Raw genomic sequence first — 22,415 nt, 5'->3', positions numbered from 1 at the left:
TGCCACCTGTACTTTAGTACAGTTTTTGCTAAATCAATTGAATTTTATACGCTGAATAGTCCTCTTTTCAATCCAACATCTACGGCTTCCGTCCTATTTTTGACGTCCAGCTTGGAAAGGATGGATGTAATATGAAATTTGACGGTTCGTTCGGTAATGAATAATTGCTTACCAATTTGTACATTGGTATGACCTTCCCTTATCAGTGTAAGTACTTCCAATTCCCTTTTGGTGAGGGGAGTTTCGGGATAATTGAAGGTACCCATAGTGTTATTTTTCCCTTCCAGCTTCCTAGTCTCATGAAACAGAACTTTTAAGTCTTTTTGAAGTTGCACCGTTTTTTCAAGACTTTCCAGCACTTTTCTTTTATCGCTCTGGTCGCCTTTCAAACATGAGATTATCGTTTCCAGCTTGGGATAAAAAATCGTTTCCGTCACACCGTCCATGTTTCCTTTGGATTTCACTTTTTCATTACCAAAAGACTGTTGTAAGCGGGTACGTTGAATGGCGGTACCTATAAGTTCGCTTATGGTGTTTAGTATGGTAAGCTCCTTGCTATTGAGTTTCCGGGATTCCTTGGTCAGTAAATTAATAAGTCCAACCTTTTGATTGTCTAGTGTTATGGGAATAGTTGCATGAAACTTTAGATCATTCGTGCCAGACTTAATATCCTTTAATCGGGTACATGCAATCTCGCTGATGTTTACGGCTTCTTCAATATCATCGGAAAGATATTCTTTAATACAGTAACACCAACCTGAAAGACGTTCTGGGTGGTTGCTAAGGGCAGGAGGTAGATTATGGGAAGTAGCTAGGTAAACGGATTTGTTGTCCGGTTCGGTCAACCAAATCCATCCGGTTTCAATATTCAGGATCTCGGCCGTTTTTTTCATGGATTTACGCAATACAGAATGCAAAGAAAACTCCTTGTTCAGATGACGGGCAATGTCATATAAGTGGGAGAAGTAGTCGGTGTCATTCATACCTGGTAAATCGCTTTGGGAATAGTACCTATCTATTACCGCTGGTTTATAAACTTTACTAAAGTCTTTTCAGTTAATTCAGTCCTAGTGGTATACTTTTCCTACTACTGACCATTTTCGGTTTTGGTAAAACTGGGCATGGTTTCCTGTCTAGAACTATTTACATCCTTTGGTCTGATTACTTTTAACAGCGTCGACCATAATATTTTTAAATCTAAAGCAAACGAGATGTTTTCTACGTAATATAAATCTAACTCAAACTTTTCTTCCCAGCTAATCTTATTTCTTCCATTTATTTGTGCCCAGCCGGTAATGCCACCCTTTACTTCATGCCGTCTTGCCTGCCGTTTATTGTAAACTGACAGGTATTTAACGTGGAGCGGACGTGGTCCAACAAGACTCATATCACCCTTAATTACATTGATTAATTGAGGTATTTCATCTAGCGAATAGCGTCGGAGAAATCTCCCAAGAGGCGTCAAACGTTGGTCATTCGGCAGCAGCTCTCCATTGCGGGACCTTTTATCGGTCATTGTTTTGATTTTTATGATGCTAAAAATCTTTTCATTTTTCCCAGGACGTTCTTGGAAAAACAACAGACTGCCCTTGTTGTCGATTAAAACAGCGACTGAGATGACAATTAACAAGGGCGAAAGAAAAGCTAGCCCTACAAAGGCTATGATACAATCGATTGCCGGTTTGAAAAAATTTAAATACACTATTGGAATTGTAAAACTTAATCTTTCAACTTTTTACCAGGACTCCAGATTTTATGCTTTTCCAAATAGGCAATTTTGGTCCTAGGTCTAGAGGAAATATAGGTTTGTTTTAGAGCACTTTTTTGAGATCCGCACGAATCATCTTGAATAGTGTTCCCAGAATCCAAAAGGTCCAATGAAAAACCAACTTCGTCATACCCCAGTACATATCTTGCCGCTGTGGCACCAGTATATCTTCCATTGAACTCATACGCCTTCATTTCACCGGTTTTTTCTGACCGTTGGAGCTGGATATTTAATGGTCCATACCAACCCTTATTGGCAAAAACCTGATAATAGGTATTTAACAATTCATTTAAATCATTCTTTTCGTAAGCTACCACCCCCTCACTAACACCGTTTTTCATGCGATGTATGGTTATCAAGCTACCTTTCAGTTCTTTTGAAGGCCCAATATAGAGTTGCATACTATATTTTACTTCCTCTAAGGAATAAAACAGCGGTATACCTTCATCTTGAATTCTTTTTTGAAATCCTAATAGTTTACTTCGATCTCCTAAATATTCTTGAACTATAAAAGTACCGTCGGATGGAATATTGGAAAGCTGGTCCTCATTCATCACAAAAGAAACCGATTTGCTGGCAAAACCCTTTCTTGGTTTAACTAGAAGAGGAAATTCATGTCTATTTAGAAAGTCCACTACGCCTGCCTCATTTTTTTCCAAATCATAGCGAATCGAATCTGCAAAAGGGAGTTTTTCCTGATGGGCAAATTGAAAACTAAGCCATTTGTCCTCCATTAAGGAGGCAAGCTTGGAATCTCCAGTGATAAATCTTGAATGGGTCTTTGGAAAATCTTTTTTCAAATGTGCAAGTATGATAACATCAATATCCCTTCCAGGAATTATTATGTCTGGCGCTTCATCTTCAATTATTTTGGATAATACCGTGGAATAATCTGAAGGGGGTAATTCCGAAAGGGGGGTTAGATAAACTTTATCACAATCATAGAGTGGAGCATCAGGGCTTGCATTGGTGCCCACAATAGTAATGCTATCTCTCCTATTTTTAAGGGTTTCCAAAATATTTTGTGAAACCATGCTACCTACGCTGATAATCAGAATTTTCCCTTCCATAAAGTTACATTTGAATCGTTTGGTCTATCAAATTGAATCCCATAAGAGTATTCCCTAATAGCTTAACTGAAGATACCGTTAAATAGTATTGAAATAGGAGTGTTTTATTTGGATGAACCGTCTGAATTCAGAGGGTTTTGAAACATTAACTATTCGACTAGATAAATCCAGTTGTTTTATTAGTAAAATGAGCAATCAGCCTAACTTGAAATTTTGCTTTGTACAAGTTAGTTAACTATTGTGAACCTGTTTGTAATAGTTGATATCCTTGTTGAACACCTTTTTCGATAGGTGGTACACCACGTTCCATCCATGAAGGTTTTCCTTCCCCTTTTAGAAAGTAATCAAAGTATTGCGCCATACGAATGCTGAAGTCCTTGCGATTTTGCATTTTCAGGGGCCAGTGTGGCTCTCCATTGTAATTCAAAAACCAAGAAGGCTTGCCCAAACGGCGTAGACTTACAAAAAACTCAATACCTTGGTACCAGGGAACATGACCATCAGCATCGTTATGCATAATCAACAAAGGGGTGTTGATTTTATCTACATTGAAAATAGGTGAGTTTTCAATATATCGTGCTGGATATTCCCAAGGAGTACCACCTATCCTGCTTTGGGTATGTTCATACTGAAATTGTCTACTTAGACCGGTCCACCATCGGATGCCCCCGTACGCGCTGATCATATTGGGAACCGGTGCGCCGGCTTCGGCTGCTTTGAAAATATCAGTTTTGGTGACCAAATATGCAATTTGATAGCCTCCCCAGCTATGCCCTTGAACCCCAATATTGTCTTTGTCAATATATCCTTTTTCAGCCAGGGAAGTAACTCCAGAAATAACACAGTTATAGGCACTTTCCCCCGGATAGCCAATTCGATACTCCACATCCGGGTTAAAAATAACATACCCTCTACTGGTATAGAAACTATAATTGATTGAAGAACGCTCTGCTTTGGGATAGCGGTGTCTGTGTATACCGTCAGAACTTCTTTCATAAAAATTGACCAAAAGGGGGTATTTCTTGCTTGAATCAAAATTCTCGGGTTTTACCAACATACCTCGGAGTTTTTTGCCATCCAAGGAAATCCAGTCGATCAATTCTATGGTGCCCCAGTTGTATTCTTTTTGTTGTGGATTGGCATCACTCAACTTGGTCTGTTTTTTGAAACCCAGGTCTGAGATTCGTAAATCCGGGAATTCTTCAAAAGATTGTCTAGAAAAGATGAGCTTGTTTGCGGATAAAGCCTTTTTTGGAGCGGAATAGCGATATGGCCCAGAAATCAACGCAGTCACGCGATTATTTTTGGGATTATATCTGGCATAACCGCCATCTTTGGATGTTTCGTTAAAGGTACTCAGCAGCAAAGGTTGGTTGAAATCGATAGCTTCCTCCTCTTCATCCAAATCCAAAAAGCGATACACCGTTTTGGAGGACCGACCATCGGTCAGCTTTTCGGTTTTACCTGTATCTGGATTAATTTTCCAGATATCATATCGGTCATAAACCAAAAAATGTTCATCATTCTGAGTCCAGCCGGCAAATCCATAGGAGAATGGATAATTGGGATAATCGTTTTCCTCACTATAAGAAACTATGTCTTTGGTCAACGAAATTTGCTTTCCAGAACTCAGGTTATAGCTAACCCAGGTGCTATCAACCCTGACATAGGTGTATCCATAGTTACCTTTGGGACTTAATTGCAATCGGGTTACTTTCTTAAACTCATGCTCTGTTTCCCCAGAACTGGTGTTGATTACTTTGTAATCGTAGTGTCGTCGAGCGGTCCATTGACTGGCCAAATCATAGGGTTTGCTGTTGCGAACAAGCGCTAATTCGGAGTTGCCCTTATCTCCTAAATCAGTATCTGAATACATTTCATCAGCTAACGAAATTGTTTTTTTATCACTTAGGTGATACACCGTTGTGAAGGATTGAATAGAATCATTTTTTAGCTGCAACTCCTGAACAGTATACAATCGAGGTTCATCATAGGTCCAAACCTCCACATTTACGATTTCTTCATCCAGTAGGGAGGTATCTTTTTCGATTGGAGGTCTTGCTAGCCCAAAGTACATTTTGGATTCATCTTTGGAAAAATGCACCTTCCCATATTTGGAGACAACAAAGTCGTTAGGAGCGGTTTCATTGTCCATTATCTTCTCAGCAGTTGAATTTCCTTCTTGCCATAGATACAATTGATTTGGTCTTAACTGGACTTTGGTAGTGTCGGTATCCACGACAAAGCCAAAATTTTTACCGGATTCACTAAAACCAAGTTGAAAGTACTTCGCCTTTGGAGCCTGATGCAAGTTTATCGTTTCATTGGTTTCGAGATTACGAACAAAAACACCGGAATCGCTATCCTTTGTTTCCCCGGAGGAAGCATAGGCCAACCATTTCCCTTTTTTGGCAAAGATATAGTCAGTAACAAATTTTAAGGTGTCCTGCGTGTTGGTTTCCAGATTTAGAACCACTAGGTGGTATCCGGTTTTTTTTCCCACTTTTTTGGGTTTGTCCTTTTTCTTTTTGGAATCGGTTACCGAATCTTTCTCTTCCTCTTTCTTTTCCTTTTCTTTTTTGATTTCTTCCAATTGGTAGGCCAAATATCCTGACCATTTTTCAGGGAGTTTAAAAGACTTGACGTTCCCAATTTTCTGTAGCGTTTTGGTTTCTAAACTGAAAATCCCAAGGGAATCTTTGGGTAACTTATCCTTTTTCACCTTTCTTCTTTGCATGTTCATAACACTGTCTTTCCATGCATTGATGGTAAAGACAACGTATTTTGAATCATAGGTGAAATAGCCTTCTTTTCCGCGATTGTATTCCAGTACAAATTCTCCTTTGGCGTCCTGTACCTTGAAAAAGTGGTCCTTTTCACCTTTCCATAGACTGTAAAGAATATGAGAGCCATCTTGGGATATGGCCTCATCCTGAACGGTATTCCAGATATCGTAGTCGCTATGTTCCAATACCTTTTTTTGAGTGAAAGAAAGAGCTGGAATGGCCAAAAACAGGAATACAAGAACTTTTTTGAACATATTTGTTTTGATTTGCCCCGTAAATATAGTGGATAGCGCGCACTATTGGGTGTTAAAAAAGGACCTTGAATTTTGATCTTCAATCACTTGCTTCAGTAGGTTTTTAAATGGGATTGTCTACATTTGCAAAAAATATGACTGATGGCGAAATCAGACTTTAATAAAGGGGGCAAAAGGCGATCCCGAACTTCTCAAAAGGGATTTCAACGAAAACCGTTTTCAAAGAAATCCGCACCCTCAAGCAGACCACAAAAGAATCGCACCTCAAATCCTGATGAAATTCGATTGAATCGATATATCGCCAATGCAGGAATTTGTTCCCGTAGGGAAGCTGACACATACATTGCTGCCGGAAACGTAAGCGTGAATGGAAAGGTGGTTACCGAAATGGGCTACAAAGTAAAGCGCTCTGACGATGTCCGGTTTGATGGTCGAAAGCTGAATCCGGAGAAAAAAGAATACGTGCTCTTAAACAAACCCAAGAATTTTATTACAACCACCAATGATGAAAAGGGTAGGCGAACCGTAATGGAATTGGTATCCAGTGCCTCCAAGTCACGCTTGTTACCTGTTGGACGTTTGGATAGAAATACTACTGGTCTATTACTGTTTACAAATGATGGGGATTTGACTACCAAACTGACCCACCCAAGGCATGGGGTTCGAAAAATGTACCAAGTAACCTTAGACAACAATTTGAGCATGTCTGACCTCCATAAAATTGAGGAAGGTTTGGAACTGGAAGATGGACCCGTGCAGGTAGATGATGTAAGTTATATTCAAGGAGCTCCAAAAAAGGAGATAGGAGTAGTAATCCACAGTGGGAGAAACCGTATTGTGCGTCGCATTTTTGAACATTTGGGATACAATGTAATCAAGTTAGACCGGGTGGTTTTCGCGGGACTCACTAAAAAAGACTTACCCCGTGGGCATTGGCGGCACCTCACGGAACAAGAAGTAATTAATCTGAAGATAATCAAGTGATATAGGGACTTAGTTTTTTACAGGATATCCTAAAATGTAATATCCAGCATTTTTCCCATTTCTTTTTTTTGCATCACTTATCTCCCAGGTGTATTTTTTGTTCTTTCGGGCCCCTAATAATTCTTCAATGTCTTTGAAGGTATAGGTTCTCATAATTGAGGCCTGCCCATCCCAAGCATAAATAATGGGTATGAAGGGTATTAGATAGGTGAACACAATCTGTTTTATAGTCAAAGGCCTCACAAAAAGGGTCATGCAGAGGGACATAATTATCAAAATGACCAATGAAATAGGAAGCATTATCCACCAAATTAAAATGGGAATATTGTTTTTGGCAATTTCATAGATTAAAATGGGTTCCCCACTCTGTTCGGCTTTTTCCAAAATTTGTTTGGCGACATCTGGTCTCATATGATGGAAACTGGCTACCATGGTTTTTAACCCTTTCGGAGACGTATCTAATTTAAGGGCATTCAAAGATTCGGGATGATATGCAATGTTGGGAAGATTCAAAGCCTCAACATCAGTGATGATTTTTTGGTTGGGGTATAGGTCGGTCAACAAAAGTGAAATCTGAGTGTCTGGGTTTCTTTGGTTGATCTTGTCTATGGTTTCAATCATTGGTCCTCCCGAACCAGAACCCAAATCCACAATTTGATTGAAATCTACTTTTTCCCTAACACCTAAGATGAGGTCCGCCAATACTTCAGAAGTACCTACTAAACGGTGTAAAATTTTGATAAGGTTTGTGGCCCCAGAACGCAAATCACTTGGTAGCCAGCCAAAATCTTCAAACTCAAAAAGCTCTAATCTTTTCATAAGAAGAATTTCGTCTATTTGATTGGTTTAGATTGTGAAAATTGGGTATACCCAACTTTTCATCAACTTACTTGGACTCTTCCGCCACCGAATTTTCAGCTTCTTTCAATTGTTTTTTCAGATAGGCAAAGCTGTCCTCAATGGTAATGAACACATCCTCTTCAGGCACTAAATCCGGAATAATATCTACTGCCTTCAACATATCGTAAGGTTGTTCTTTAAGTCCAATTAAGATTACCTCAATGTCCTGTGCTTGTAAATCAAAAATAATTCCCTCCAAAGTATATAAACCAGACTGATCAATGTAAGGCACTCTATCCATCCTCAAAATAATCGCAGTAACATCCTTGGGGAGTTTACTAATTTGGTCTTTGAAGTAAGAGGTAAATCCAAAGAACAAAGGGCCATATAAATGTTTGATAATGACTCTGTCCTTGTATTCTTCGTAAAACTCCAACTCATCTTGCCAAGGTTTGGAGTCATCTATATCTGATATACTTCCGACTTCCAATCCTTTTTCGCTAATATCACCTGACTTCTTCATAAACAATAAACAGGCAAGGGTAACACCAAGACCCACCGCATAAATCAAACTACCAAATGTGGTAATGAGTAAAACAAGTACAAGAACTATAGCGTCTGCTCTTGGAACCTTTGCCAAGTGTTTTAAACCCTTGAAGTCAACGATTTTAAAGCCTATTGGAATCAATAAACCAGCCAACACGGAAAGTGGGATATGAGCTGCAAGCTGTCCCAGACCTAATAGAACGGCAAGAAGAAAAACGCCATGCAAAATTCCAGATAAGCGTGTTCTTCCTCCTGCATTGATGTTTACAACAGTTCCTTTGGTTGCTCCCGCACCAGGAATACCGCCAATTGCTGCGGCTAGCATATTGCCAATACCTTGACCTATCAACTCTCGATTGCTGTTATGTTTGGTTTTTGTGATATTATCGGCAATCACGGAGGTAAGCAAAGAATCAATGCTTCCTAGTACTGCCAATACCACGCCATATTCCAAAATAACGGAATAGGCTGATGAATCTATATTGAGAATTCCGCCAAGCTGAAATGTAGGTAATCCGGAGGGAATTTCACCAATAACGGGAACCTCCATTTTGGTGAAGTATGCAATCAATGTAGCTACAATCATAGCCACCAAGGCACTAGGAATCGCCTTGGTTATTTTCGGAAAAAGGAAATAAATCGCGATGGTAATTCCACCTAAAATTAAGGCAGAAACGTTGGCCTCGGTAAAAAGGCTGGGAAAATTTTGAATGACGGTTACTGTGGATTTTGCAGAATCCAGTCCGGCAAAGGGGAATAGTTGTAAAATTACAATGATCAGTCCAACCCCACTCATAAATCCTGAAACCACAGGATAGGGAAAGTATTTTACGTAGCTGGCTATGTTCAAAAATCCAAAAATTACTTGAAAAAGCCCTCCAGCCAAAAAGGCGGCCAGGATAATGGGTAGTGCATTCTCCAAACTTCCATTCATTTCTATGGCGGCCGCTACCAAAGCAGCTGACACAACTGTCATGGGTCCGGTAGGGCCGCTGGCCTGTGTCTCAGTTCCTCCAAACATAGCGGCAAAGATGCCTACGGCGATTGCTCCATAAAGGCCCGCTGTGGCTCCCATGCCGGATTGAACTCCGAAAGCAAGAGCAAGTGGTAAGGCCACTACACCGGCCACCAAACCTCCTGTGAAGTCACCTCTAAGATTTTTGATATCATAAATTTTGGAAAGCATGGTCTTTAGATAAAAGTCAACAATGGTGGTAAGTTAATGATTAAGTCTTGGAAACTGGTTTTATTGGAATCCAAATTTCTTCTTCGGATTCATGATCATTATTTCTATAGTTTGGACCCAACACTTCAAAATGGGGTCTATCATCCAAAACATAATTCGAACGGGGTATCCACTCGGAAAAAATATATTGAAATATGGAATTGTCCGTACTTAACCCCTTGTAGTCAAAAACGGCATAAAGTCCTTCCCCCAATACAAATGTTTTCATCCCTTGTGGAACATCGGTAAAATCCTCAACTTCTACAGTAGCCCATTTTTCAAACTCAAGCTTGGGATTAAAGGTGTCAAAATAGGATTTCGGATATACCTGCATGGAAATCTTATCGTCGGATATTCGAGTTTTGATTCCGTTGATTTTTGGACCAAATTGTCCCCAGAGCTGTCCCGTTTTATTATCCAAAACACTCATGACCATGGAAATCCCTACTAACTTTTTTTTGGATAGCTTTTCAATTCTGGGTTGCATAATGATTAATTGTCCTCTGATTTTAAATAGGAAAGAAGATTTACCTGAAGCTCATTCATTGGCTTAGGAATATTTTCCAAATAGGATTTGTATTTCCTCAGGGTTTTTCCTTTTTTGAAATACGCCGATGCATCATACAGGTCAAAATCTGTCCAACCCATATCATATTTACTGTTCAGTTTTAACCGAATTTCAGTAGGTTCAAAAGTGTATTTTCCATCTTCAAAACGGATCTTCGCCTTGTATCCAATATTGTAGTACTGTTTATCAAGGGTCGCAGCATTTCCCTTTAGGAAAGAAATTCGGATGGACGCATTCTCAACCGCATGTTCCACGCTTAGATTATAGGTTTCTGAATTTTCTTCAATCCAACCCATGGTTTTGGTATACATTTGAGAGGAGTTGAAGGCACTCATTTCTGCCGATATAGTTTTTGGTGATAGTCCGTCTTCTGCAATGACAAATTCAGCTTGTCCATAACTTAATGTCATCCAAAGGAGGCAAATACCAAGAAGTAGTTTTTTCATGATTTTGGTCTTATTTTCTTTTCAGAGATGGACATCACAATGCTTTTTGGGTTTTGGTTACCTTCTAACAATGCACTGTTCATTTGTTCTGAAATCCCCACGGCTTCCCAGATCATAGGTCGTATTACTTCTTTTGGAAAGGAGTTTAGGTCTTTTACCGAAATGTGTCGTATCAGTTTACCCTTGCCATTTAATTGGATACTTGTTTTTGTCAATTCCGCTCCTCGATTAAATCCAAAGTTCACATGCTTCGCATATAACGCAATATGACAAAATGCGTCTTTAAGCTTTTCCGACTTGGAGTACGCAATGGCCAAGGCATTATAATTATCCCAAATTAATTCGTTAGCCTGTGGCACCAAGTCCAGAATGAACTCGCGTAAGTCCAAAGCCAGTCTTTGGATACCATCATCGTAGGGTTCTAAAAACTTTTTGAGTTGTGGGTTTGGTTCCATCTTATTTCGCGGTGATAATGTATTGATAGGGAAGTAAGTCTACATTTACATCAAAAGAACCGTATCCTGCCTTTTTAAGTTCATCGATAACCGTGTCCATAGAGAGTTTATGACCAGTTGGTGGCCCAACAGGAGTATCTGTTTTAAAGAAATCCACCACAACCAACTCGCCATCGGGTTTTGTGCCTTTTTTTACTTGAGTAAAATATTCTGGCCGATGTTCAATATGATGATAGGTATTAACGATTAACACCAGGTCCACCTCATTTTCGCTTAAACTCGGCGAATCATAAGGTATTTTGCGGGTTTCAATATTTTGAAGGGCATTCTTTTTCACACGGTCTTGGATGAATTCTAGAAACCGATCGTCAACATCTGCAGCAATTACTTTTGCTCCTTTTTCTGCAAGTTTGACTGAAAAATAACCTGAACCAGCACCAATATCCATAATGGTTTTTCCTTCAATGTTCCCAAAGTGTTCCAACACTTTATTGGGACGTTGATATGCATCTCTTTCGGGGGATTCAAATCTTTGTATTAAATCGTCGAAAGAAGATTTATGCATAAATTCATTAGCGGAACCATGTCCTAAATGTTCTTTATCCCGATGTTTCTCACCATGCTTTTCGACAGGTTCGGAAGGAATACTTTTGTTTTCGCTGTTGCATGCAAAGCATAGACTTAAGATTGAAATGAGAATAATTTTCTTCATTAGTGGATTGTTTTGAATTTAAAACAGGGGAAACTAATTGCTTATGCAAAATAGGGGGTTCGCATTTGAAACCCGTCAACCACTTCCTTTGCAAGTTATTTCTTTATGATGAAAATGGGCTATATAATCGAATCAATGTCCAGTAAAGTAACCATACATTTGATAAACGAACAAAACTATCCCAGCTAGTACCAAGTACCAGTTAACTGCTTTATAAAAAGCAGGAAATTGGCTGTGTTTTCTTGCCATTGTAATAACAAAAACGATGGGAATTAATGCTAACACTTGTCCTACTTCCACACCTAGATTAAAGCACAGAATTTTTGCCAGAAATTGCCCTTCACCCATTTCAAAGGACTGTAGGCGTGTGGAAAGTCCAAAACCATGTATCAATCCAAAAAGACCGACCATAAAAAGTAAATTAGGGGATTTCACCTTTAATTTTTCAAAACCACCCAAATTCTCAAATCCCTTATACAAAACGCTTAACGCAATTACCGCATCCACCAAGTGTTCATTAGCAGTAATCCCGGAATAGGTGGCACCAATTAAGGTTATACAGTGTCCAATGGTAAACACCGTAATGAACATCAAGATGTCTTTGAAGCCTTTCAGAAAGAATATAACACCAGTAAGAAAAAGTAGGTGATCGTAACCTGTAAGCATATGGGTGGCACCTACACGGATGTAGGCCCACAGCCCCCCGGTGCGCAAAAGCTCTTGGTCTGCACTGGTAACATCATGTGCAAATGCTAAAAGTGGAACGAACAATAGCAACAGCAACAGTGAACGTCTTATACTGGCTTGCATTCTTAGTTCTTTTTCCTGAATGTTACGAACAACACCGCTATGATTAGTAAACTACCCAATACAAAGACCCATGTGGGAATGCTATGTTCGTGATCATGGTCGTGGTCATGTGTGTGCGTATCAGAACCATGTTTATGGCTTACTTCGAATGTAAGCGTGGCCCATTTAGACTGATGTGTTAATTCATCGCTATCGGTAACCGTAGTCATGTGAATGGTCCGTAGATAATAAATGCCATCTTCAGGTAGGTCAACCAAGACCATTCCCTGCTCATCGGTGCGTAATTGTTGACCATTTATATGTGTATGGGATTCCTCTTCTGAGGATTCATGGGAATGGCCGTGCCCATCATCTGCGTGTGTATGGTCATGGGAGTGATTTTCCCCATCGTGTGAATGTCCATGATCATGATGGTCATGTGAGTGACTATGCGAAGTTTTCAAATAATCTGCGTAGACCAATTGGTTGGGTAGTGGTGTACCGTCCAATAACAATTGTACCTCCAACTTTTCGCCACTATATTTTTCATAGGGATTGGCTTGTGGCACAAACTCGATTGGATAGCCCAATACCGTAGTCCAATCGTTTGTTCTAGTTTCACCGACCTGGTAAATGGCCTTTACATGTTTCTCATAACTTTCTACCGCATCTTCATTCAATAGACTGTCTTTCTTTCGCTGCTCCAAGATGTCCAAAACACCATCATGTTCCAGATAGCTGTTGAATTTTTCAGCCGTGAGTTCAATGTTTCTTGCTTTGGTTGAGACGCCAACCACATACGTTCCCGATTCACGGGTATTGAAACTTAGTTGTGTAATGGTACTATCCTGGTCTTTCCATTCTTCTGCATTGATCGCTTTTCTTTCACCCTGAGCAACTAGTGAAGCATCCAGCATGCGATCCCTAGTGATGATATTTTCGCTCTTTTCAAAAGTTCCGTTATAAAGGCTCAAGATGGCTTCTTGATTAGGTTGCAAGAAGTAAGTTTCCATCTTTATGTAGAGGTCATGACTACATAGGAGCAAACTGACCAATAGGAGGTAAAATGTTTTACGCATGAATTGTGTTTTGGGCCTTAAAAATACGAGCAAAAGAGGCTAGTAGGATAATGGTTTAAGATAAAATTTAGTTATTTTCAGCTGGTTTTTTCACTCCGAAATCGTGGGGCGTGTCTACCATGCGTTTTAAGGAGGCCATCTGTCCACAATGCCACATAGTATGTTTAATATTCCAATCAATGGCCTCAAATTTTGTTTTGGCGACAGGATGCGGCACTTTGGTGGGTTTGACGGGTGTCCATAAGTCATTTTCAGATAAGGATTTAATTACTTCAAGAGACTTACCCTGCATCAGTTGTAAATGTTCCTTCAGCTCTTTGGAGTTAGTTTTTCCAACCATATCTTTCGGTGTAGTATCATACCCGCATAATTCTGTATACCTACGTAAATCCAGTTTTTCAATTAACTCGGGAATGTGTCCCACCGTAGTCATAATGGTGTGATAATAGATACTGATGATTTGATGTCCTACCTGCCAGCTTATATTTGACTCGATTCCTTCCGCCAGTCGGTCCCATTTCTCGATGGATACAGAAGAAGTAAGCTTGTTTGTCCATTCAAATGCAATTTCCGTTTGTTTAGCAAGGATTTGGATTTCAGTCATGTATTGTTTTTTCTAAAGCTAAAAATACTTCAATTGGAATGGTTTGCAATAGCACTGAGGAATGAATCTTATTTCACCTAATTACTGATTTTCATTCCCCTTTTCTTAAATCTTGTACTGTGGTTTTTTCTATTTCAAAATAATCAACCTGATGTTTAGCAGAGTCACCTACAGGACTTTGGAATTCAATCCCAATTTTCACGGAATCCGCTGATTTCATGGTGGTCAATCGAGCCATTTTAAAATCCTTTCCATTTTTAGACCAAAGCATCGAATAGATATTATCTTTTCTTACAATCTTAAGCCATATCGAATCTTCGTCCTTTAGAACGACTCCATTGGCATCATCTGAAAGATTTTTGGTCACAACACTAACAATACTTCTTCCAGTGGCATCTGAATTCTCAAAGGCGAACTTTATCCAATTATCATTGTCGATATGTACCATTAGGGCCACAGCGTTCCAGAGGGAAGTGAAATCCGGCTGTACCCTAGCTTTTGCGATAAAATCACCCTCGATTGCTTGAAATAATAATGGAGCACTCAAAGTTTTACTTTTATCCTCTGGATTGTTAAAAAAATCAGTCCCTTTCTCGGCAACTACTTTCAATACTCCATCTTCAACTTCAAAGGATAGAGGTTTATTCAACCACTGGAAGTCTGATAGATTTTCTTTTGAAATAGTGGTCAACTTATTATTTTGGGTAAACCCCTTTTGAGTAACACTTGATTTTTCTTGCTTCTCCTTTTCTGTACAACATGTCAGAGCTGCTAAAAGAACTGCTACAAAGATTATTTTGTATATCGTTTTTTTCATCAAGCAGATAAGGATTATGGTTTACCTGTTATTACAATCAATTCGGCATGCAATTTTAAACATTCCTAACTACCTATCCATTTCGTTTTCAATCCCAATTTTATTGAAGAATCTGATTAGTTCTTTAAGTGTTCTTTCCTGTTGTTCCGCCAAATCAATTTTTGCATTTTCATCCGTCAATAGCTTTCCCAAATACCCAAATTGAGAATGGTTTCCCCCTTTGATTACTGTGAGACTACTGTTTTTAGGTAGTTTGTCTTTATTCTCTAGTACTTCTGAAACGCTTGCAAGTCCATCCAATTCGCCATAAATCTTTAGTGTTGGAATTGTTCTTTTTGATAAATCAAAATCTCTCGGATGGGAGGTGCCTATAAGGAAAAGACCTTTCATCAAATCAGGATTTTCATAAACAAATTGAGATGCCATTTTTGCTCCTTGGGAATGACCACCAATTATGTAGTTTCCATTTTCCAGTTCGAAAATCGCCGCAATTTTTTTATAATTCCATTGAGGCATTCTCCAATTCATTTTTATCAGGTGACAGGTGTAACCATTATTGGCAATTTGTCTACATAATGGGGCGTATGCTTTTGGGTCCGTCATTCCACCTTGAAAAAAAAGTATTTCGTTTTTGCTTTTCGGACTATTTGCTATAAATGTGATTTTATCGCTTGATTTCTCAATGGATACTCTAGTATCGTTTTTAAAAGTATCCTCGGGTAAGTCACGAGATTGATACGCCATCCACTGCCATATAAAGAATACAGTAATCAGGCTAAACCAGCATAGTCTAAAAACATTTCGCTTACTAATTTTCATAATATAAACTAGCGGAGCGAGCCTAATTCCAATTAACAATACCGAGAATCAGTAAAGTGTGTAATGTTCTGGTTTTTCTCTTTTTTGAAAGCCAAATTCCTAACATAATTTAGTTTTATTGATTAGTTATATTCTTCAATATCCAAGCATTTGTTCTATCAAATCGAACCAATAGCGACTACCTAGTGGTTTTAATAACATCTACACCTACGTTCTGAAGAGCTTTATTTAATTTGGCCCCATCTTCTTTTAGAATATCTTTTAAATTGTTTAGCTCAATATCCAACTCTGCTGAAAGCTCATTATACACTTTATAAGCCCCATCCGTTGGTTTGGCATCCCCATTTTCAAGACTGCGACGCAAGGAGGCCAATCTATTGTTTAGCTTAATCGGAAAATTCAAAGGGTCCTGACCCGACTGGTTTTTCACTTGATATAAGTTCTCTTCGATGGCACTTATTTTGTTGATGAAAGGGGTGATGGTCCGTTTCATAACATTACTTGACAATTTCTCTTCATGTTCCTTGAGATGATCTTTTATTTCCCGAATGTGGATTACCGCTTCATTGGCCGCACTTGTTTTTTGCATAATGTTATTGGCCAATTCGAACTGTTCGTCCAAGTCTTCCTTGGTAATTCCTTTTAAATTAGGATTCATATGAATCGCGAAAGGATATGTTTTTTCATAGTCTCCAGATTTAATTTTCACCTTGTAGTTGCCAATAGGTGCTTTTGGACCTCTTGTAGGCCTAGCACTCCAGATGATCATCCCTTCAAAATCAGTGGCGCCCTGATAGCGTAGATCCCAAGTAAACTTGTTTAAACCTTTGGCTGTTGTAGGTTTTGAAGAGCCTCCTCTTTGCCACCAAGGGATGTTTTTGTCTACTTTGTATTTGGGTTTGCTACCTGTGAAGGTGTCAATAAGGTTGTCGTTGGCATCCAAAATCTCAAAAGTGATGGTATCTAGTTGTTCTTTTAAGTAATATTGTACCGAAGCTTCTGAAATACCCCGAATGGCATCGTTGGGTTCAAAAAGCACGACCGGCTGATTCAACAATTCAGGCTTGAATTGACGTAAGGGCTGTATATCATCCAATATCCAGAAACCACGCCCATGGGAACCCAAAACCACATCATTGTCCTTGACCACCAAATCCCGGATTGGGGTGTCTGGAAGGTTCAGTTGTAAACTTTGCCATTGTTCACCATCATCCATAGAAAAATATACCCCATGTTCTGTTGCCAAAAACAGAAGACCTTTTCTGATATGATCCTCGCGAATCGCTCTGGCAAAATGTCCATCTTCGATTCCGTTGATGATTTTGGTCCAGGTTTTCCCATAATCGTGGGTTTTGAAAACATAGGGCTGTCTGTCATCTACTTGATAGCGATTGGCAGCCACATATAAAGTTCCTGGTCTATGCTTTGATTCATCAATAATACTTACCCTTGAGAATTTTGGTAAATCCGAAGGGGTGATATCTTCCCAGTTTTTGCCGCCATCTTGTGTAATATGAATTTTGCCATCATCTGAACCCGCCCAAATGGTGTTGATGTCATGAAAAGAAGGAGCAAGGGCGAATACCGTGGCATAAATCTCAGGACCGTTCATATCCATTGTGATGACTCCACCGGTTTTTCCTAAAGTACTGGGGTCCGCATAGGTCAAATCAGGACTTATCTTTTCCCACGTTTGTCCGTCATTCGTAGTTTTCCAAACGTGTTGGGAACAGGTGTACATGACTTTACTGTCCTGAGGGGCAAACATAATGGGGAAGGTCCATTGCCATCGTTCTGGAAGTGCCTCTGCAGGTTCACCGGAAAAGAATCGGGGATATACTTGAATATCGCGTATCTGTCCGTTACTTCGGTCATATCGTGTCAATAGGGCGCCTTGACTACCCGCATAGAAAATATCCAAATTCTCAGGGTGTTGGGTAATCCATCCGCTTTCTCCACCTCCTACAGCATAATACCAACCTTTATTGTGGCCCCTGGCTTGCATATGACTCCAACCATCACTGGGCATGGCCAAAGTACTGTTGTCCTGTTGTGCTCCCGCTACATGATACGGGACATCGTTGGTAGTCATTACGTGATAGAATTGTGTCGTCACAAAGTCCTGTTCAGTCCAAGATTTACCCCCATTGATGGTCACATTGCCTCCTCCGTCATTGGAGTTTATCATACGTTTTGGATTATTGGAATCAATCCATAAATCATGGTTGTCTCCATGTGGCGTTTGAATAATGGAATCAAAGGTTTTACCACCGTCCATGGACATATACATTCGGGTATTTAGGCCATAAACCGTTTCCTTGTCCAAGGGGTCAGCGTAAATTCGCGAGTAATAGAAAGCACGCTGTCTCAACTTACGTTCATCGTTTGTCTTTTCCCAGGTTTTACCGGCATCATCAGAACGAAAAACACCTCCTTCATTGGCCTCAACTATGGCCCACACCCGATTGGAATCTGCCGGGGAAACGGTCACCCCAATTTTTCCGATAGGGCCTTCGGGCATTCCTGAGTTTTCTGTGAGGTCCGTCCAGGTATCCCCACCGTCTGTTGATTTCCAAAGCTTGCTTTGGCCACCACCACCCCACATTTTCCAGGCTTTACGATATACTTGCCATGTGGTTGCATATAGAACATCGGGATTATTTCTATCTATGATTAGATCTACTGCCCCCGCTTTGGGGCCAACATATAGTACCTTTTCCCAATTCTCACCGCCGTCCTTGCTTCGGAACACCCCGCGTTCTTCATTATCTCCATAAGGATGACCCAATGCCGCTACATATACCAAATCAGCGTTTGTTGGATGAATTCGAATACGGGCAACAGCTTGTGTTTCTTTCAACCCCAAATGCTTCCAGGTTTTACCAGCATCCTCAGATTTGTATACGCCATCACCTTGGGTAATACTACCCCGTAACTGCACTTCTCCCATGCCGATATACACAATGTCTGGATTGCTTTCAGCGACCGCCACGGCACCTACCGAAGAACTGGTCACTTGTCCATCCGTTACAGGTTTCCATTCATTGCCTCCGTCTACAGTTTTCCATAATCCGCCGCCAGTGGCACCAAAATAATATTCATTGGGCCTACTAGGGCTGCCTGCACAGCCTAGGGAACGACCCCCACGCTTAGGGCCAATATTTCGCCACTTTAATCCGCTGTAAAAACTGGAATCAATCTCAATGTTTGGAGTGGATTCTTGAGCGGATAGATTGAAAAAACAAGAAAGTAATGCGCATATGCATGCGATAGGGTAGGATTTTTTCATTTGGATGGTGTTTTCGTGCGTTGTTGTAACCCGTAGCTAGCGGGCGTGCTTTAAAGATACTACAATCCCCTTTTGTATTGATGGTTTTTTTACAAAGCGAGAACTAGTTCACCGCGGTAATGGCATTAGGTTTTTGTATTACGGTTAAGCTACACACGGATGATTTTAATCATCACTAATTCTATTGTATTTTCTCAAAATGTCAAGAATCTCAACCTTAGGAATCGATTTTATGGTATGGCCCTCCCTTCCAGTCATCGTTTCTGCAGCAAACAAGGAGTTCAGAATAGCCTCTTCTGTGGCTTCTATCGTTGCTAAAAATAGGGGAGTTATAGCCCCATTTCGTAATACCTTGGTCTCGTTAAAAAGGGAATCACTGGAATAGGGAATGCGATTTTCTTTTGCGGTTGATACCGCAATAACGTAATCTCCACTTCCATTTGATGCGATTCCCCCCGTTTTTGCCAAGCCCATGATGGCTCTTTTGGCCAACCTTTCCAAGTTTCGTGAATCCAATGGAGCGTCGGTCATAACTACCATCATACATGAACCATCTACATCATATTTAAATTGGGAGGGGTAGTTGTTCAATTCTTTGGCGATAGGGGCTCCATTAATCTCAAGCACGCCCCCAAAATTGGATTGAACCAAAACCCCAACGGTATATCCGCCAAATTTTTCTGGGATTATACGTGAAGCAGTACCAATGCCTCCCTTGTATTTAAAACAAATGGTTCCCGTTCCTGATCCCACGTTACCTTCCTTCACAGGACCACCTTTAGCTTTTTCTATGGCTCCAAGGACGTGTTCTGATTTAACATGTCTTCCTCGGATATCATTTAACCATCCATCATTGGTTTCTCCAACTACCGCATTTACCGAACGTACATTTTCGTTTGCACTCAAAGTATAGGTAATCAAGGCATCTGAAGCTACAGGAACACTTAAGGTATTTGTTAGGATAATAGGCGTTTCAATATTTCCCAATTCCTTTACTTGACTATATCCGGCTAACTTCCCAAAACCATTTCCAATATGAATGGCTGCCGGAACTTTAAATTGAAAAATATTATCAGAATGGGGTAGAATGGCAGTTACCCCTGTACGTATGCTATCTCCTTTGATTAATGTGGTATGTCCAACTTTAACTCCGACAACATCTGTAATGGCGTTGTATTTACCCGTTTTTAGGACGCCTATTTCAATACCGTAATCCCGTAGTCTTTTATTTTGCGGAAAAGCATGAAGAGCACTTAGTAGAAAGAGTACAAGTAGAAATCTAGTTGTGAGCAAAAAGTTGTTCATTGGTGACTTAATTGGTTTCCTCTTTCTCTTCTTCCTTTTTGTCTTTTTTGCGTTCCCAAGGTTTCCAGTCCTCTCCAAGCGTATGTTTTTGAATCCACTTAATCTCCTCAATATCCCGGGTACGAATATGACGTGGTTCTCTAAAACCGTGTGGTTCGCGAGGGAATTTTAAATAGCGTACTGTTTTTCCGAGGTCTTTCAGGGCGGCAAAATACATCATGCTTTGTGCTTCGGTATCTGTGATGTCTTTGTCTCCATGTAGGAGTAAGAGAGGTGTCTCTACCTTTTCAACATGAGTTAAGGCAGACTTCTCTTTATACCCTTCCGGATTCTCCCAAAAAGTTCCACCGATATACCATAAGCGAACATCAAAGTTAAATCCAATCCCATATTCTGAGCGCCAATCCGAAACCATAGCACCCAAAGAGGCGGCTTTAAATCGATTGGTTTTACCAATTACGGTACCGCCAAGAATTCCCCCATAGCTCCATCCTCGGACGGCCATTTTATCAGAATTAATTAATCCCTGAGCAATCAGAAAATCCACACCGCTCATCAAGTCGTTGTAGTCTCCTCCTCCGATATCTTTCATATTACCGCGCAAAAGTGCATCAGTATAGCCACTACTCCCGCGAACGTTGGGAGCTAATTGCACATATCCCAAACCAGCCCACACATGGTAACGATAACTAAATGCATTGGAAAATACACCAGCAGGACCTCCATGGATATGAAGCAAGAATGGAGATTTTTTGGCAGTGGTTTTTGCAGGTTGAAACAAAAGTCCTTCAATTTCCAATCCATCGGTAGATTGCCATTGAACGGGTTCCATTTTGGCTAATTCGATTTCTTTTTCAATCCAGGGATTCAGGTTGGTCAGTTTTTTGGGTTGGAATGGAGTGACCGTAGAGTAGTAAAGATCAGTAGGCGTATCAAAATCGCTGAAACTTAACACCATCTTGCTCCGATTTTTATCCATCCCAAGAATTCTCCAGGTACCAGTTTCGTTGCTAATGTTGGTGTAATCCCCCGATTCAACATCTAAGCGATAGACATTAGTGTTCACTCCTTGCTGACCGCTAAAGAAGATGGTTTTTCCATCGGGTGCCCAATAGTAGCCACGTATGTTACCTTCAAACTTTCCAGAACGCATCTGAATACTTTTGGTATTCACATCTACGGTCCAAATCTTCCCGTTTTTCAGTTCCCAAGTCTTATCATCAGAAGCTGTAAAACTTACCATTTTGCTGTCTGGAGACCAGACTAACCCGCCTTCCGGAGATCGGTTGTCGGTGAGCTGGGTAGTAGAGCTATCTGCCAAATGATATAAGAAAATTTCTGATAGATCTCTCTGGTTTCTGCGATTTTCAGTGCGTGCTGTATACGCAATGTGTTTTCCATCCGGACTCACTTTCATATTGCTAATAAGCAATTCTTTTTTCAGAAGTGGTTTAATGGTTTTATTCTCCACATCAATCACAAAAAGATGTCTCCACTCGGAGGCCCGTTGTCCGTTGGGACCTTCGTCCACAACCACATGGTCATACCCATCTTTTTTATCTTTTTTGGCTTCTTTGGAAAGTGTCTGGTTTGCCAAAAAATAGATTTTTTTTCCATCGGGAGACCATTGATACGACCGAATGCCTTCGCTGTGTTTACTTAACTGAACGGCTTCACCACCATTGGCTCGTAATAAGAACAACTGCGATTTTTTTTCGATGCTTCTAGTCAGGCTAATGTACTTTCCATCTGACGAAAACTGAATATTACTCCCGCCATCTTTGCCCAAGAATTGATAATCATCAGACCCGTCGGGGCGAATACCATGATATTTGGTATTGCGTTTGTTTTTTGCCCAATCTAATTCAGATTTGCCATACAAAATCTGAGTGCCATCAGGTGAAATATAGACACCTTGTAATCGAACCATATTAAGGCCATCATCGGTTGTCATGGCTCTTTTTTGTGCACTTAGACCGATTGTTAAGCACAATACAATCAAAAAAATAAAGGGTTTTCGCATAAGGGATATAGCTTTTGTTTTGGAACATCTTGTATG

Annotated in this window: 19 protein-coding genes; 1 reads left to right on the top strand and 18 read right to left on the bottom strand. The window is 40.2% G+C overall.

Features of this window, described 5'->3' with window-relative positions:
* Positions 1–44 precede the first annotated feature (44 nt).
* The 4 genes from ACSLUF_RS15685 to ACSLUF_RS15670 form a co-directional block, all read right to left on the bottom strand.
* The gene (locus ACSLUF_RS15685; RefSeq protein WP_435623601.1) at positions 45–983 is read right to left on the bottom strand and encodes a LuxR C-terminal-related transcriptional regulator; all 939 of its coding nucleotides are present in this window, start codon (positions 981–983) and stop codon (positions 45–47) included.
* Between the two features lie 104 nt (positions 984–1,087).
* On the bottom strand, positions 1,088–1,702 hold the full coding sequence (locus ACSLUF_RS15680) for a sugar transferase (RefSeq protein ID WP_435623600.1): 615 nt from the start codon (positions 1,700–1,702) through the stop codon (positions 1,088–1,090).
* 17 nt (positions 1,703–1,719) lie between these two features.
* On the bottom strand, positions 1,720–2,838 hold the full coding sequence (locus ACSLUF_RS15675; RefSeq protein ID WP_435623599.1) for a hypothetical protein: 1,119 nt from the start codon (positions 2,836–2,838) through the stop codon (positions 1,720–1,722).
* A gap of 235 nt (positions 2,839–3,073) precedes the next feature.
* On the bottom strand, positions 3,074–5,878 hold the full coding sequence (locus ACSLUF_RS15670) for an alpha/beta hydrolase family protein (RefSeq protein WP_435623598.1): 2,805 nt from the start codon (positions 5,876–5,878) through the stop codon (positions 3,074–3,076).
* A gap of 141 nt (positions 5,879–6,019) precedes the next feature.
* Here ACSLUF_RS15670 and ACSLUF_RS15665 point away from each other — a divergent pair, with 141 nt between their 5' ends.
* Positions 6,020–6,862, top strand: a complete 843-nt coding sequence (locus ACSLUF_RS15665) for a pseudouridine synthase (protein WP_435623597.1) — start codon at positions 6,020–6,022, stop codon at positions 6,860–6,862.
* Between the two features lie 9 nt (positions 6,863–6,871).
* Here the strand turns inward: ACSLUF_RS15665 and ACSLUF_RS15660 are convergent, their stop codons facing one another.
* The 14 genes from ACSLUF_RS15660 to ACSLUF_RS15595 all read right to left on the bottom strand — a co-directional run bounded on the left by ACSLUF_RS15660 (position 6,872) and on the right by ACSLUF_RS15595 (position 22,379).
* Positions 6,872–7,681: a hypothetical protein gene (locus ACSLUF_RS15660; RefSeq protein ID WP_435623596.1), complete on the bottom strand. Its 810-nt coding sequence runs from the start codon at positions 7,679–7,681 to the stop codon at positions 6,872–6,874.
* Between the two features lie 67 nt (positions 7,682–7,748).
* A complete protein-coding gene (locus tag ACSLUF_RS15655) occupies positions 7,749–9,434 on the bottom strand; it encodes a SulP family inorganic anion transporter (RefSeq protein ID WP_435623595.1) in 1,686 nt (561 codons plus the stop codon).
* Between the two features lie 40 nt (positions 9,435–9,474).
* Positions 9,475–9,960, bottom strand: coding sequence for a GyrI-like domain-containing protein (locus ACSLUF_RS15650; protein ID WP_435623594.1), 486 nt, complete (start codon positions 9,958–9,960; stop codon positions 9,475–9,477).
* A 5-nt stretch (positions 9,961–9,965) separates the two neighbouring features.
* Positions 9,966–10,487 carry a hypothetical protein gene (locus ACSLUF_RS15645; RefSeq protein ID WP_435623593.1) on the bottom strand — a complete coding sequence of 174 codons (522 nt, stop codon included), beginning with the start codon at positions 10,485–10,487 and terminating at the stop codon, positions 9,966–9,968.
* Positions 10,484–10,942 carry a hypothetical protein gene (locus ACSLUF_RS15640; RefSeq protein ID WP_435623592.1) on the bottom strand — a complete coding sequence of 153 codons (459 nt, stop codon included), beginning with the start codon at positions 10,940–10,942 and terminating at the stop codon, positions 10,484–10,486. Before ACSLUF_RS15640 ends, ACSLUF_RS15645 begins: the two co-directional genes overlap by 4 nt.
* Before the next feature lies 1 nt (position 10,943).
* Positions 10,944–11,654: a class I SAM-dependent methyltransferase gene (locus ACSLUF_RS15635; RefSeq protein ID WP_435623591.1), complete on the bottom strand. Its 711-nt coding sequence runs from the start codon at positions 11,652–11,654 to the stop codon at positions 10,944–10,946.
* Positions 11,655–11,786: 132 nt separating this feature from the next.
* Positions 11,787–12,464 carry a HupE/UreJ family protein gene (locus tag ACSLUF_RS15630; protein ID WP_435623590.1) on the bottom strand — a complete coding sequence of 226 codons (678 nt, stop codon included), beginning with the start codon at positions 12,462–12,464 and terminating at the stop codon, positions 11,787–11,789.
* A 2-nt stretch (positions 12,465–12,466) separates the two neighbouring features.
* Positions 12,467–13,522: a DUF4198 domain-containing protein gene (locus ACSLUF_RS15625; RefSeq protein WP_435623589.1), complete on the bottom strand. Its 1,056-nt coding sequence runs from the start codon at positions 13,520–13,522 to the stop codon at positions 12,467–12,469.
* 67 nt (positions 13,523–13,589) lie between these two features.
* Positions 13,590–14,126, bottom strand: coding sequence for a DinB family protein (locus tag ACSLUF_RS15620; protein ID WP_435623588.1), 537 nt, complete (start codon positions 14,124–14,126; stop codon positions 13,590–13,592).
* A 91-nt stretch (positions 14,127–14,217) separates the two neighbouring features.
* Positions 14,218–14,943 (bottom strand): DUF1349 domain-containing protein, encoded by a 726-nt coding sequence (locus tag ACSLUF_RS15615; RefSeq protein WP_435623587.1) that lies wholly within the window; start codon positions 14,941–14,943, stop codon positions 14,218–14,220.
* A 69-nt stretch (positions 14,944–15,012) separates the two neighbouring features.
* A complete protein-coding gene (locus ACSLUF_RS15610; protein WP_435623586.1) occupies positions 15,013–15,762 on the bottom strand; it encodes an alpha/beta family hydrolase in 750 nt (249 codons plus the stop codon).
* 178 nt (positions 15,763–15,940) lie between these two features.
* Positions 15,941–19,051, bottom strand: coding sequence for a VPS10 domain-containing protein (locus tag ACSLUF_RS15605; RefSeq protein WP_435623585.1), 3,111 nt, complete (start codon positions 19,049–19,051; stop codon positions 15,941–15,943).
* 165 nt (positions 19,052–19,216) lie between these two features.
* Entirely contained in the window at positions 19,217–20,356 is a 1,140-nt protein-coding gene (locus ACSLUF_RS15600) for a P1 family peptidase (RefSeq protein WP_435623584.1), read from the bottom strand.
* A gap of 7 nt (positions 20,357–20,363) precedes the next feature.
* A complete protein-coding gene (locus ACSLUF_RS15595) occupies positions 20,364–22,379 on the bottom strand; it encodes a prolyl oligopeptidase family serine peptidase (RefSeq protein WP_435623583.1) in 2,016 nt (671 codons plus the stop codon).
* Between the last annotated feature and the right edge of the window lie 36 nt (positions 22,380–22,415).

Origin of the sequence: Flagellimonas sp., from assembly GCF_965601775.1 — a bacterium.
Lineage (GTDB): Bacteria > Bacteroidota > Bacteroidia > Flavobacteriales > Flavobacteriaceae > Flagellimonas.
This window is presented reverse-complemented; position numbering and strand designations above follow the sequence as displayed.